Source organism: Xanthomonas sp. NCPPB 3200, from assembly GCF_056393585.1.
Map to the genome: position 1 here is coordinate 1,378,088 of NZ_CM150785.1, position 14,087 is coordinate 1,392,174.

Here is a 14,087-nt window from a genome sequence, read left to right on the forward strand (position 1 = left end):
AGACCGGCTCCGGACACGGCCCATTCCGCGTCAGCGGGCAGTGTTCGGTGCTGACCTGCGCCAGCGCTTGGCTGCGGATCAGCCAGCGCGCTGAATCAGCGCGCCGGTGCCTGTCGCTGGACGTCCTGCTGCTGCGCCTGTTCCTGCGCTGCGGCGTTGCGATCCTGCTCGGCGCCCACTGCCTGCGCGCGCTGCAGGCTGTGGTCCACCGGCGTCTGCTGCGCGGCCTGGGCATCGAAGGGTCCGCGCAGGTGCGCCGGCGAATCCAGCGCTCCCTGGACCACGAAGCCCTGTGCCGGGTCGCGGCCGAGCACCACGTGGTCGACGCGCTGCAGCCCGTGCTCGCGTGCGGCCACCAGCGCGCCGGCTGCCAGGCGCTCGCTGTCCGCATCGGGTACGCGGCCGCGCGCGGCCTCCAACTGCTCCACCGCTGCGGTGCATTGGCTCAGCAGCGCATGGTCCGGACTGGCCGGATTGCGCGGATCCGCCGCCGCGGTTTCCGCAGCCGCCTGGCGCGGAAGCGCCTCGGCATCGATGCGCTGCAACCGGCCGTCGTATGTCCCATCGGCGCCGTCGGCGATGCGCTGCAGCCGCTCGACGAACGGATACGGCTCGCCGCCCACATTGCGCGCCATCGCGATCGCGAAGCGTTCGGGTGACTGCGGTGCGGCGTTGCGGTCGCCAACCAGCGCCGTCAGCGAGCTGCCGCCGATCCTGCCGGCTTCGACGCTGGCCTGGGTCTGCTGCATTAGCGCCTGCATCTGCGCCTCGCTGAAGGCCAGCGTGGTCTTCTGCCCTGCCGCAATCGCACCGGTGCCCGCCATGTCGCCGCTCAGCGCGCTGTTGAGATTCTGTGCAATCGCCTTCTCCTCGCTGGCCTCGTTGCGCCCGCCCAGGCGTTGCAGCAGCCCCGGCGCGGCGACATCACCATCGATCTCGAAGCGGTAGCTGCGTTCCTGCACGCGTTCGGTGTCGTTGCCGTCGTACTGGCGCACGATCGTCAGCGGCACGTTGCCGCCGTATTGCAGCTGCTGCACCACGGTGTAGCCGTCCTGGCCCGGTGTGCTGATGCGCACCTGGCTGCCCTGATTCCGGTTGCCGGCCACATCGGCGCTGAGCGGGCCCAATTCCAGCTGCAGACGCTGCTGCGAGCTGAAACTGATCCGCTCCACCGTCTGTAGCTCATCGACGCCGGGCACACCCGGTGCCATCTTGCCCTCGCGTATGAACGCGCCCATGGCTGCACGCGCACGCGGATCGGCCAGGTCGAATTGCGCGCTCTCCACACGCGACTGGCCCAGGGCGTCGGCGCGCCCGAGCAGGGCCTGCGCCGGTCCCACCTTGACGCCAACGGCGTTCACTGCCTCGATGGCTGCATTGGGCCCGGTCACCACACGCACGTGGCGCTCGTCCACGCGCTCGATCAGGTAGCTGCGGCCGCTGGCTTCGGTGATCTCGCTTTGCATGGTGAGGTGTTGCAGACTCGCCGAGGCGTCGCGCTGGGTGTAGGTCTGCGCGTCCATCACCGCGCGCGCGCCGATCGGCAGGCTCTCCGGCTGCAGCGGATTGACGCGTGTGGCCGCTTCTGCAGGCTGGTCTGCACCGGGCAGCGTCAGTGCGTAACGCATGCGCTGCCCGGCACTGGTGCTGGTCTCGATGCTCAGCTTGCTGTCGCCGAGCTTGGTCTGCAGGCTTTGCTGCTGGCCGGTGTTGGCATCGGCCTCGAGGTTGAAGGTGGTGGTCTTGGCCTCGGCGTCGCTGAGCTTGCCCAGGCCGAGCGAGCGGCTGGTGCGCAGGCTGTTCTCGCCCAGCGGCTGCGTCGGACTGCCGCTGCTCTGCTCGCTGGTATGGGAATACTTGACCGTCTGATCTTCGGGGCTGAGCTCGATGTTGCTGCCACCCACTTCCAGCGCGTAGTCGCTGCTCTTGCTGCTGTAGATCGGGTCGAATGCGCGGTCGTTTGCGTCGTCGATGAACTGCTTGTTGCGGTCCGCGTCGCGCGGGTCCGGGCCGGTGGAGGGGTTGTTCACTGGATGCATCCTGCATGCTGCGCCGGTGCAGCGGGCGCGCAGTATATCGCCGGCGTTTTGTGCGTTTATCAAATCAACGTTATGCGGCGGCCAGGTGAGGGCCGCCGCATTCCGCGCGAAGCGCGTGCGTCAGTGCGTTGCGGCGGGCACAGGCGTCGTGCTGGTGGCCGCGGGTGCGTTCGCCTGCCAGCCGCACAATTTTCCCTGGTTCTGCTGCTTCAGCCACTCGTTCATCGGCGCGAAATATTCCAGCATCGGGCCGGCATCCAGGCGGTCGTTGCCGGTAAGTTCCTTCAGCGTGGTCTGCCAGGGTTGGCTGGAACCCCGTTGCAGCATCGACCAGAACTTCTGCCCGGCGTCCTTGTTGCCGTAGAAACTGCACTCGTACAACGGGCCTTGATGGCCGGCGGCTTCGCACAGGCCCTTGTAGAACTGGAACTGCAGGATGTGCGCAAGAAAATACCGGGTGTACGGCGTGTTGCCGGGCACATGGTACTTGGCGCCGGCATCGAAGAACTCTTCGCCGCGTGGGTTCGCCGGTGCAACGCCCTGGTACTTGGCTTTCAGTTCCCACCAGGCCTGGTTGTAACGCTCGGGGGGGATCGAGCCGTCGAACACGCCCCAGCGCCAGCGGTCGATCATCAGCCCGAACGGCAGGAAGGCAACCTTGCTCAGCGCCATGCGCATCTGCGAATTGATCAGCGCCTCGCGGCTGGTTTGCTGTTCGCCCACCATGCCGATCGACTGCAGATACTTGGGCGTCATCGCCAGCACGATGGTGTCGCCGATCGCTTCGTGGAAACCGTCGTTGGCGCCGTTCTGGAACAGTGGCGGCAGCGGGTTGTAGGCCAGGTCGTAATAGATGTGCCCAAGCTCGTGATAGATGGTGGTGAAATCTTCTTCGGTCGGCTTGATGCACATCTTGGTGCGCACGTCCGCACCGATGTTCTGCGTCGCTTCGCCGCCCATGTTCATGTCCCATGCGCTGGCATGGCAGACCACGTCGCGGTCCAGCGGTTTGATGAACTGCGAACGCTGCCAATAGGTGTCGGGGAGCTTGGGCATGCCGAGCGAGGTGTAGAAATCCTGCGCACGTTCGGTCATCTGTTTTGCGGTGCGCAGCTGCGCTTCGCGCTCGGCCTGGAAGCGCGCGCCACTGCCGCCCTCCGTGCCGGTGGTGCGCGCCAGCACCGCACTCAGGTTGCCCTGGTACTGTTTTTCCAGCGCAGCGGTGATGTCCAGGTCGCCGGCACCCGGGTACGGCTGCAGCAGGTCCCACAGATTGCTCCAGTCCTGCTGCCACATATTGCCCATCAGATGCGCCGGCAACATGCCGCCGGCGAGCTCGCCCTTGTCCTTGCCGTACTGCGTATCGAGCTTGCCGCGCGCATAGCACTGCAGTTGTGCGTATAGCGGCTTGACCTGGTCCCAGAGACGGTCGGTCTCGCTGGCCAGTTGCGCTGGCGGCATGTCGTAACCGCTGCGCCACAGCACGCCGACATCGGCAAAGCCCAGCCCGCGCGCGCCCTCGTTGGCGAGCTCGACAAAGCGCTGGTAGTCCTTGCGCATCGGGACTGCAGTGCCATGCCAGCCCTGCCAGGCATCCAGCTGTTCGGCGTAATCACGGCTGCTGGCCAGCACCTGTTCCAGCTCGCCAAGCTGGCGGCAGCGGCGTTGTTCGCCATCGCCCACGCAATAACTGGCCGCACCATAATCGCCTTCCATCTTGGCGGCGATCCGGGTGAGCTCTGCCAGCTTGGCCGGGTCGCGTGGGGCGGGCAGGGCGCTCATCAATTTCAGCAGTTGCAATGCACGCGCGCTGTCGGCCGACATCGGGGTGCCTGCATACTGCTTGGATTGTTCGATCCAGCGGTCCAGTTGCGCCAGCGAGCGTTCGTTGGCCTTGGCGGCCAGCAGTTGCGAGTCACCGTTGATGTAGGTCGAAGACAACCACTGCGCGGCGGTGAGTTCCGGGTAAGCGGCCTTGTACTCGGCGCCGATACGCGCGACGAACTGGTCGGCGCTTTCCTCCGGCGCGGCTTTGGCGGCAGCGGGCTTGGCGGGTGCCGCCGCGTCCTGACGGCAGGCCGACAACGACACGGTGCCGGCGGCCACGGCCAGTGCCAGCCACAACAAACGAGGATTCACGGGTGGTCCTTGCGGTGAAGTCCGACGCAGGCTAGAGCGCGTCGGGGTTCACCGCAAGCGCTGTCACGGTGTACGCGACTTGGGTGGGCTACAAATTCATCTGTGCTCGTCAGAGCAAGTGCCACATTGGCGTGCTCATCGCAGGCGGGCACGGCCGTTACCTGTTTGCCCGCCATGTACTGCCAGTTGCTTCAAGACTGGGGGACCGGTGGCATTGGGTTGATGGAGCGGTGCAGGCGGATCAGTTGCAGAGCGGATGATCTGCCGCTTGGCTGCAAGGCCCTCGCCCGCCCACCATCGCGGGACACGCCGCAAGTACGTCCGTGTAGGCTCTTACGCGGCATCCATGCCGCGTAAGGTCCCGCGACGGTAGGCGGGCAAGGACCAGTGGAGATGGTCGGTGTGCACGGTAAGAGCAGTGCGTCATGCGCGTTGTCCGATACTCGACGTCCGATACACGCGCGACAAGCAGCTTTTCACGAGCTTGCTTTTGGTGTTTTGCTCCAAAGGATTGGGCGACGCCGATGCATCAGCTGCGGAGCGGCTGATCTGCCGCTTGGCTGCGGGGCCCTTGTCCGCCCACCCTTGCAGGACACGCCGCAAGTACGTCCGTGTAGGCGCTTATGCGGCATCCATGCCGCGTAAGGTCCCGCGACGGTGGGCGGGCAAGGACCCGTCGAGATAGTCGGTGTGCACGGTAAGAGCAGTGCCTGATGCGCGTTGTTCGGAGCGTCGTGCGTCCGAAAATCTTTCCATCGCAAGCCGCGCAGCAAGTCTTCAAGAAAGAAGCCGACCAACTTACTGGCGCGGTGTCCTTGCCGGCATGGATGCCGCCAAGGAACCTCCACGGGAGGATTCACGGCGTGTCGCGCGAGCGGCTAGGGCACCGTGCCTTCGATAAGCCATGCTTGAAGAAATCCAGCCGCATTTATCCCGTGCATTGCGCGAACAGATCGCGCTCGCGTGCATAGGCGCTGGTCTTGACCTGCATCAACCCGAGCACCGACGGAAACAGCGCGTCCTGATCGGTGTACTGGCCGGCACGGTGGCGCAGGCAGGTTTCGTCCAGGCCGCGGTCACGTGCGAACTCCGGCGAGAACCACATCACCATCGGCACGTGGGTCTGTTCCTTGGGCGCGATCGCGTAGGGCACGCCATGCAGGTAGAGGCCTTTTTCACCCAGCGATTCGCCGTGATCGGAGAGGTAGATCATCGCGGTGTCGTAGTCCTGCAGCCCGCGCAGCGTGTGGATGGCCTGGTTGAGGAAGTGATCGGTATAGGTGATGGAATTGTCGTAGGCGTTGACGATGTCCTGGCGGCTGCAACTGCCCAGGTCGGCGGTCTTGCACACCGGTTTGAAGCGCTCGAACTGTGCCGGGTAGCGCTCGAAGTAACTCGGCCCGTGGCTGCCGAGTTGATGCAGCACCAGCACGCGGTCGCCGGGCTTTGCGCGCACTTGCGCAGCCAGGTCGCTCAGCAGGATCTCGTCCATGCAGCGGCCATCGGCGCACAGCCCTGGCGTGGTGGCATCGTCCAGCTTCTGGATGTCCAGGCCATCGCAGACGCCCTTGCAGCCGGACTGGTTGTCGCGCCACAGCGTGGAAATGCCGGCATGTTCGAGCACATGCAGCAGCGACTGGTGGCCGCGGATCGTGTCCTCGTTGTAATCGCGGCGGCCGAACGGCGAGAACATGCACGGCACCGAGACCTCGGTGCTGGTGCCGCAGGAATGCATGTCGGGGAAATTGATCACTCCGGCCTGGGCCAGCTCGGGCGTGGTCTGGCGCGCATAGCCGTTGAGGCCCCAGTTCTGTGCACGTGCGGTTTCGCCCAGCACCAGCAGCAGCAGGCGCGGACGGCTACCCGGTGCACGTGGTGTGGCCATGGCATCGTGTTCGACCGGTTGCTTGGGCGCATGCTTGATCGGCGAATCGGATTTGAGGTTCTGCCGCAGTGCCACGATGTAGTTGATCGGCGTGGCCAGGTAACGCACCTCGCGGTGATTGCGCATCAACGCCGAGACGTCCTGTGACGACAGCATCGCGCCGGCCGCGCCGCCCACTGCCACCACCAGCAAGAAGCCGGCACGGATTGCCAGTGATCTGCCGATGCCGCGTGCCTGCAGGCGCGTGCGCCACAACAGCGTGGCCGGAATCAGGAAGTAGCACAGCAGCGGCAGGATCAAGCCGGGCGTGAGCAGTTCGCGCGATTCCTTGTGGTCGGTATGCAGCACGTTGCGCAGCATGTCCGCATCCAGGTAGACGTTGTAGCTGTCCATGTAATGCGCAGCCAGCGCGGTGGTGAACAGCAGCAGCGTCAATAGCGGTTTGGCGTTCCAGCGCCACACCAGCAGGCCCAGCAATAACGCATGCACGGCCACCAGCAAGGCCATCAACGAGATGGCAAACCCGAGACTGCCCGGATGCGTGGCCATGGCCGTGTGCCAGAACAGCTGGTTGCACACCAGTGCGAAGAACAGACTCGACAACAACACCAAGGTTTCGGTCGAGACCGTCGGTCGCGTCGTCCAGCTCAGTGCGCGCAGGCGCTTGAACCCACGCGATTGCGGTAGATAGGTACTCATGCTGCATCCCCCGATTGCAACACCACAACATTGGCGCGATGCGGTCGAGCCAGCATCACGCAGTACAGTGCAAGTGCAGTTCCCCAACACACCGCCAGCGACCACAGGTCGTGCGACAGAAAATGCGCGCCGCGTAATTGCTGTGCAATCCCGAACAACAACCCTGCCGCGATGCCCAGCCACAATGCAGGAACACGCCACGCGGGACGTAGTGCCAGCGCACAGAAATACAGCGCCACCCACGCATAACCGGCGCTGGCATGGCCTGCAGGAAAACAGCCGGACGCAGCAATGCCGTGGCGCGATTCGAATAGCCCGATCATCTGCTGGGTGCCGCCGTAACGGCTCAGATCCCACGGGCAATCCATCGCCGTCCACGACTTGAGCAAGGACACCAGCGAGGTCGACAGTGCGATCGATGCAGCCAGATACGTCAGCGGCCAGCGCAGCACACGCAGGCGCGGCCGGCACCAAGCAACCAGCGCCAGCACCAGCACGCTGACAGCGCCAGCGGTGCTCAACCATTTGCCGACACGGTGAATCACGCCACTGGTGAACCAGTGGTCCTTGAGCAGCCACTGCCCACCTTCCAGCCGATACAGCGCATCGGCAACCCACTGGTCGCCGCCGGCGCCCATCAACAACGCGCTGAGCACCAGCACGCCTGCCAGCGGCAGCCATAGATGCCGAACGAGAAAGCGGGTTTGCGCAACAGTGGCTGTGCGCGCCAGGGCAGGTGCGTATACGGGAAGCGTGGTCATCGAAGCATCGGCCGGTGGTCTATGCCCGGCATCTTCGAAAGCGGCATGTCGGAAAGCGGTCGGACCGGAGTTGTCCGGCGGTTAACGCGCTATCCGGCGTTCAGTCTGTTTCGCTGTCGCCACCGCCGGTGTTGGTGTCGGAGGCGGTTGCAACGCAACCGGCATGCCAGGCCGTGCCCGGCACCAACTGCCATTGATTGCGGTTGGACTCGCCAATATCGATCCGTTGCGCCGGATCGATGCACGCCGGTACCGCCTGCTTGAGGACGAACAGCCAACGGCGCTCAGGTGCGTGTGCAAGCCATGGACCTGCCTTGGCCCACTGTTGCTGCCAACTCGCCTTGAAGCCGAAGTCGGTGACCGGTCGATCCGCCTGCAGCATGTTCTGCTCGCGCCAGGCCAGCATGCCGAGCTCGGCCTCCGGGCCGATGCGCTGTCCCACGCGCTGCATCAAGCGGGCGGCAGAACTGTACGGGTCCAGTGCCGGCATCAAGCCCAGGCCATACACGCTCCACAGCGCGGCGGTCACCACCACCACCGCGGTGCCGGTGCGCTTGCCACGCGACCATGCAATTGCCGCCAGGCCGACCACACCCAGGCCGATCAACCACAGAGCCATCGACCGCAGCGAGGCCAACTCCATCCCGCGCTGCAGGGCGGTGTTTTCCGCCCAGTGCAGATGCAGTGCGATACCGCTGCCCAATGCAAGAGCGGCCAGCGCAAGCAGCAGCAGGTAGCCGGTCAGCAATACGCGGACGCCACGTTTGCGCAGCAGCCCGGCCAGAAGCGGTGCGGCGGCGATGCACAGGGCCGGCAGCATCGGAAAGATGTAGACCTCGCGCTTGCCCGGGCTGGCGCTGAAAAACACCAGCACCAACATGCTCCAGGCAAGCAGCAACAGATAGCGCGGGTCGCCGCGTCGCAGCCGCCGCCACCAGGCCGGCAGCAGCCAGGGCAACAGCAGGCAGCCGGGCAACCACAGCGTGGCGATCACCTGCAGGTAGTACCAGGCCGGCTTGAGGTGATGCCAGGCGTGCGCATAACGGGTACCGGTCTGCTTGAACAACAACTCGTGCGCGTAGGCATGCAGCGCCGGGTCGTTGCTCTGCCACAACGCGATGCCCAGCGGACCAAGCCACACCGCGGTCCCCGCCAGGAACGCGGGCAGCACCAGCAACCAGCTGCGCCCGGCCTGTGCGCGTGCCGGCAGCACGCGCCAGTGCCTGCGCGGCAGCGCCATCCACGGCAGCAACAGCAGCAAGGGCAGAAAGCCCACGCCCTTGGTCACCGTACCCACGCCGGCGGCGAACAATCCCAGCGTCCATGCGCGCCAGTCCGGCCCGCGCAGCAGATGCCGCAGCATCCCCCACAACGACAGCGTGGTCAGCGCCACCAGCACCATGTCGATCTGCGCACGCTTGGCCATCAGGCCGAACTGCAGCACCGCAAACAACGCCAGTACCGCATGCCGCGCCACGCGTCGGTTCCACAACCGCCGCGCAATGTCCCAGGTCAGCCATAACGTGGCGAGCGCAGCCAGCAGCGACGGCAGCAGGAACGCGACCGACCAGTGCGGCACCAGCTCGTAGCTGGCTGCCTGCAACCACATGAAGACCGGCGGTTTTTCGGCATACAGCTCGCTGCCCCGGTGCGGCAATAGCCACTGACCGGTCGCGACCATGCCGCGTGCGGCCAGCACAAAGCGCGGCTCGTCCGGCGGGTTGGGCTGGCGCAGGCCCAGCCCGGCCAGCAGGCTGACGACGATCAGCAACACGGCGGCGAGCAGTGCGCGCTGGCGGGAAGTGGCGGCGGAGATGGCAGGCGACACGCGCACGCCCCGATCGGTGGGGCGCCACACTATCCGGCAAGCAGGTCGGAATTTTGTCGGAGCCATCCAGAGCGGCTGTGTTCGGCCAGGCTCGGTTAGGATGCGCACATCGTCCCTGCCGGGCCGCCCTGGAAACGCGCTCATGCGGCTGCTGGTCATCGAAGACAACCGCAACATGGTTGCCAACCTGTTCGACTATTTCGAAGCGCGCGGGCACACCCTTGACGCAGCGCCCGACGGCATCACCGGCCTGCATCTGGCCACCACCCAGCAGTACGACGTGCTGGTGCTGGACTGGATGATGCCGCGCATGGACGGCCCGGAAGTGCTGCGCCGCCTGCGCGAGCAGCACCAGTCCGAGCTGCCGGTGATCATGCTCACCGCCCGCGACGAGTTGCCCGACAAGATCGCCGGCTTCCGGGCCGGTGCCGACGACTATCTGACCAAGCCGTTCGCGCTGCCGGAACTGGAGGTCCGCATCGAGGCCCTGCTTGCGCGTGCGCATGGACGCCGACGCGGCAAGTTGCTGCAGGTGGCCGATCTGCGTCTGGACCTGTCCACCCTCGAAGCCACCCGCGCCGGCCAGGTGCTGCACCTGTATCCGGCCTGCCGCAAGCTGCTGGAAGTGCTGATGCAGGCCAGCCCCGCCGCGGTCACCCGGCAGCGGCTGGAGCAATCGCTATGGGGCGACGATCCGCCCGATGGCGACATGCTGCGCTCGCATATCTACGAGTTGCGCCGCAGCGTGGACGGCCCGTTCGCGCAGAAACTGATCCACACCCTGCCGCGGCTGGGCTATCGCCTGGCGCCGCTGGAAGGTGCCGGCGATCCGGCCGCGGGCGAGTGCAGCGATGCTTAGGCAGCGCCCGTTGGGCCGCCGCGTGCTGGTGTGGTTGTTCGGCTACACGCTGTTGATGGTGCTGGCGGTGTTCGGCACCGCGCAGTATCTGCACGAGCGCGCAGAACACGGCGTGTGGCGCTCGTTGTTGAATTCGGAGCTGGACAGCATCCTGGACCGCAGTGCGCAGAATCCGGATTACCGCTGGCAGGACTCGGACACCCTGCGGCTGTATCGCGTCGACGGCGGCGCGGCAGTGCCGCCGGTGTTGCGCACGCTGCATCCCGGCCTGCACGACGAGCTGGAAATCGCCGGCCGCCAGAGCGCGGTGATGGTGCGCGACACGCCGCATGCCGGGCGCCTGGCGCTGGTGCTGGATATCACCGACTTCGAGGCGCTGGAGCAGTTCATCACCCGCTGGATGCTGGCGGCAGGCGTCGCGCTGATCGGCATCACCTTGCTGATGGGCACTTATGCGATGGCGCGGCTGGTGCGCCCGCTGGTGGAGCTGGCGCGCGACATCGGCGCGCTGCGTCCGGAGCGGCGTGCACAACGCATTGCTGTTGGCCCGCAGGGCAGCGCCGAGCTGTACGTGATTGCCGACGCGCTCAACGACTATCTCGATCGCAACGGCCAGTTCGTCGAACGCGAACGCGCCTTCATCGACAGTGCCAGCCATGAGTTGCGCACCCCGCTGGCGGTGATCGGCAATGCTGCCGAACTGGCGCTGGAACAAGCCGGCACACCGCCGGCGGTGCGCCACCAGCTGGAGCGCATCGCCCAGACCAGCGCCGCGGTGGAGCAGTTGATTACCTTGTTGCTGGTGCTGGCCAAGGACCCCGGCCGGCTGACGCGCAGCAGCGATACGCTGCGTCTGGACCAGTTGCTGCCGGAGATCGTCGCCGACCACGCGCATCTGCTCGCCGACAAGGACCTGCAGGTACTCACCGACCCGCTTCCGCCATGCAGCCTCACCGCACCGGTGGCGATCGTGCAGACCGCTATCGGCAATCTGTTGCGCAACGCGATCGAGAACAGCGACCGCGGCATCATCCGCGTCTCGCTATCGGCACCAGGTGTGGTGCGCATTGCCGACCCGGGCCACGGCATGACGCCGGAGGAGATCAGCGCAATCTACGCGCGCCTGGCGCGCGGCAACGCACGCCAGGGCAACGGCATCGGACTGGAACTGATCGGACGGCTCTGCGAGCATCTGGGCTGGCATCTGAACCTGGATTCTAATGCCGGGCAGGGCACGGTGGCGACGCTGGACCTGTCCGGGGCATTGGCCGCGACAGCGAAGGGATGATGGGGCAGTCACGCAGGCGGTGACATCGCACGTGGTCGCGCACACGCCACGTGTGTGGCATCTGCCAGCGCCCGACGGCTGTTTACTACGGCGTGGCAGCCACTGCGTTGAGTGGACGCATCGACTGATCTCGAGAGCCGCATCCAGCGTAACGCCCCTCGACCACGGCGCGGGCACTCAGGCCGGCAGCAAACCGCGCGCGCTCAACCAGCTGCGCGCATTTTCTGCGTCCTGCTCGAACCAGGCGCGCGTGGATCCCAGCCGGTAGGTGTAGCCCCAGGTGTCCATGTCGGTCATCAGGCGCGCGCTGCCCACGCCCGGCAATTGCTCGGCCAGCAGGATCTGCAGATAACAGGTGGCGTCTTCCTCATCCACCGAATCGGTGGCGTCGGTATGCACAGCCGCGCGTTTGTCGGCCGGCAGGACGATCAGGTGCCCGGCCTCGTGCAACAGCGAATGCACCGGCGTGTCGTCACGCACATAGACATCGCAGCCGATGATGCCGGCTTCCGGTTCGCCCCAGAAACTGCCAGGGATCGGCGCGCCGGCTTCCACGCGATGCAGGTGCAGGCCATAGCGGGCGAGCAGCGCGGCCGGCGCGTCCAGGCCGATATCGCCCACGCACAACACGCTGGCTGGCTCGGGGCTGGGAGAGGAATCGATGGTCACACGCAAAGGCTCGCGGTCGGTTCGGGCCGTCAAGGCGGCACCGTGCAAACACGGTGCCGCAGGGGCGCTTACTTGTCGCCGTCTTCGGGCAAGGCAACCGAAATATCGAGCACGTCATGCTCGCCATCCTTGACCAGATCAACCCGCACCGCATCGGCGTCGATGTTGACGTACTTCTTGATCACTTCCAGCAATTCGCGCTGCAGCAGCGGCAGGTAATCCGGCCCGCCGCGGTGGTTGCGCTCTTGCGCAATGATGATCTGCAGGCGGTTCTTGGCCGTCTCGGCGGTGTTCTTCTTGCTCTTGAGAAAATCGAGCAGGCCCATGCTTACCCTCCGAACAGCTTGCTGAAGAAGCCTTTCTTCTCCACGGATATGAATCGCATCGGGCGCTCTTCGCCCATGATGCGGGCGACCGCGTCGTCGTAGGCCTGGCCGGCCGGGGACTCGGCATCCAGGATCACCGGCTCGCCCTTGTTGGAGGCGTTGAGCACATCGCCGGATTCGGGAATCACGCCGATGGCCTTCAGCCCCAGCACTTCTTCCACGTCGGTGATGCTGAGCATCTCGCCGCCTTCCACGCGGCCCGGGCTGTAGCGGGTCAGCAGCAGGAAGGCCGGCACGGTCTGGCCTTGCTCGGCCTTGCGGGTCTTGGAATCGAGCAGGCCGATGATGCGGTCCGAGTCGCGGACCGAGGAAACTTCCGGATTGACCACCACCACCGCGCGGTCGGCGAAATACATCGCCAGGAACGCGCCTTTCTCGATGCCGGCCGGCGAATCGCAGACGATGTAGTCGAAGCCGTCGGCGGCCAGGTCCTTGAGCACCTTCTCCACGCCTTCCTGGGTCAGCGCGTCCTTGTCGCGGGTCTGCGAGGCAGCCAGCACGTACAGGTTGTCGAAGCGCTTGTCCTTGATCAGCGACTGCTTGAGCGTGGCTTCGCCATGCACGACGTTGACGAAGTCGTACACCACGCGCCGCTCGCAGCCCATGATCAGGTCCAGGTTGCGCAGACCGACGTCGAAGTCGATGACGGCGACCTTCTTGCCGCGCCGTGCCAGCCCGCAGGCCAGGCTCGCGCTGGTGGTGGTCTTGCCAACGCCGCCCTTGCCGGAGGTGACTACGATGATTTCAGCCAAAGGATTTCTCCGAATATTTCTGTGGTTGGGCTGCGTCAGTCCAGCGCAGCGATCTTGATCTGATCCTGCTCCAGCCAGACCTGGACGGCCTTGCCACGCAGGTCCATGGGAACATCGTCCAGCACCTTGTAGTGGCCAGCGATGGCAACCAGTTCGGCGTGGAAGTCGCGGCAGAAGATGCGCGCGTCAGGGTTGCCCTGGGCGCCGGCCAACGCGCGGCCACGCAGGGTACCGTAGATATGGATGCTGCCGTCGGCGATGACCTCCGCCCCGGCACCGACCGTACTGAGCACAGTCAGGTCGCAGTTCTCCGCATACAGCTGCTGGCCCGAGCGCACCGCGTTGCGTTGCATGCGCCCAGGCGCCGGCCGCGCCGCTGGCGCTGCGGGTTCGGCACGCGCCGGTGGTGGCGGGGGTGGCGGCGGGCTCACCGCGGTCGGCTCGTATTGCGCGCGGAACTTGGCCAGCAGCGGTACGCCGAGCTGTTGCGAGAGCAGGTCGATCTCGCTGGTGCCGTAGGCCAGCGCCACCGGCAACACGCCGGCATCGCGCAGTCCGTCCAGCAGCGCCTTGGCCGTGGCCAGGTCCGGTACCTGCGACAAGCCGCCGAAATCCAGGATCACCGCCGCGCGTCCGAACAACTTCGGCGCGCGGGTCACGCGCTCGCGCATCTCGCGCACCAGGCGCGGCACGTCCAGCGTGCGCACGCGCAGGTTGGCAATGCCCACCTGGCCGATCTTCAGTTCGCCGGCCTGTTCAAAATCCACATTCACGCTCGCCAC

General features: G+C 65.9%; 11 protein-coding genes. 2 read left to right on the forward strand and 9 right to left on the reverse strand.

Going from position 1 to position 14,087, the window contains the following annotated elements; all coding sequences use genetic code 11:
* Positions 1-95: 95 nt before the first annotated feature.
* The 5 genes from AC06DU_RS05935 to AC06DU_RS05955 all read right to left on the reverse strand — a co-directional run bounded on the left by AC06DU_RS05935 (position 96) and on the right by AC06DU_RS05955 (position 9,357).
* Positions 96-2,030: an XVIPCD domain-containing protein gene (locus AC06DU_RS05935; RefSeq protein ID WP_478203793.1), complete on the reverse strand. Its 1,935-nt coding sequence runs from the start codon at positions 2,028-2,030 to the stop codon at positions 96-98.
* 129 nt (positions 2,031-2,159) lie between these two features.
* Complete coding sequence (locus tag AC06DU_RS05940; protein WP_478203795.1) at positions 2,160-4,178, reverse strand: M2 family metallopeptidase; 2,019 nt, start codon at positions 4,176-4,178, stop codon at positions 2,160-2,162.
* A gap of 928 nt (positions 4,179-5,106) precedes the next feature.
* Positions 5,107-6,762, reverse strand: a complete 1,656-nt coding sequence (locus AC06DU_RS05945) for a phosphoethanolamine transferase (protein ID WP_478203797.1) — start codon at positions 6,760-6,762, stop codon at positions 5,107-5,109.
* Positions 6,759-7,523 carry a phosphatase PAP2 family protein gene (locus AC06DU_RS05950; protein WP_104594180.1) on the reverse strand — a complete coding sequence of 255 codons (765 nt, stop codon included), beginning with the start codon at positions 7,521-7,523 and terminating at the stop codon, positions 6,759-6,761. The genes AC06DU_RS05945 and AC06DU_RS05950 overlap by 4 nt, the downstream gene beginning before the upstream one ends.
* Positions 7,524-7,623: 100 nt before the next feature.
* Positions 7,624-9,357 (reverse strand): ArnT family glycosyltransferase, encoded by a 1,734-nt coding sequence (locus AC06DU_RS05955; RefSeq protein ID WP_478203798.1) that lies wholly within the window; start codon positions 9,355-9,357, stop codon positions 7,624-7,626.
* A 136-nt stretch (positions 9,358-9,493) separates the two neighbouring features.
* Here AC06DU_RS05955 and AC06DU_RS05960 point away from each other — a divergent pair, with 136 nt between their 5' ends.
* Together AC06DU_RS05960 and AC06DU_RS05965 are read left to right on the forward strand one after the other, a co-directional pair.
* Positions 9,494-10,210, forward strand: a complete 717-nt coding sequence (locus tag AC06DU_RS05960) for a response regulator transcription factor (protein WP_016901685.1) — start codon at positions 9,494-9,496, stop codon at positions 10,208-10,210.
* Positions 10,203-11,498: a sensor histidine kinase gene (locus tag AC06DU_RS05965; RefSeq protein WP_054590900.1), complete on the forward strand. Its 1,296-nt coding sequence runs from the start codon at positions 10,203-10,205 to the stop codon at positions 11,496-11,498. Before AC06DU_RS05960 ends, AC06DU_RS05965 begins: the two co-directional genes overlap by 8 nt.
* 177 nt (positions 11,499-11,675) lie before the next feature.
* On the opposite strand, the gene AC06DU_RS05970 is transcribed toward AC06DU_RS05965, so the two are convergent.
* The 4 genes from AC06DU_RS05970 to minC form a co-directional block, all read right to left on the reverse strand.
* Complete coding sequence (locus AC06DU_RS05970; protein WP_054590972.1) at positions 11,676-12,167, reverse strand: hypothetical protein; 492 nt, start codon at positions 12,165-12,167, stop codon at positions 11,676-11,678.
* A 68-nt stretch (positions 12,168-12,235) separates the two neighbouring features.
* Entirely contained in the window at positions 12,236-12,493 is a 258-nt protein-coding gene (minE, locus tag AC06DU_RS05975; RefSeq protein ID WP_005994583.1) for a cell division topological specificity factor MinE, read from the reverse strand.
* A 2-nt stretch (positions 12,494-12,495) separates the two neighbouring features.
* Positions 12,496-13,305, reverse strand: a complete 810-nt coding sequence (gene minD / locus AC06DU_RS05980; RefSeq protein WP_016901689.1) for a septum site-determining protein MinD — start codon at positions 13,303-13,305, stop codon at positions 12,496-12,498.
* 35 nt (positions 13,306-13,340) lie between these two features.
* Positions 13,341-14,087 carry a septum site-determining protein MinC gene (gene minC / locus AC06DU_RS05985; protein ID WP_016901690.1) on the reverse strand — a complete coding sequence of 249 codons (747 nt, stop codon included), beginning with the start codon at positions 14,085-14,087 and terminating at the stop codon, positions 13,341-13,343.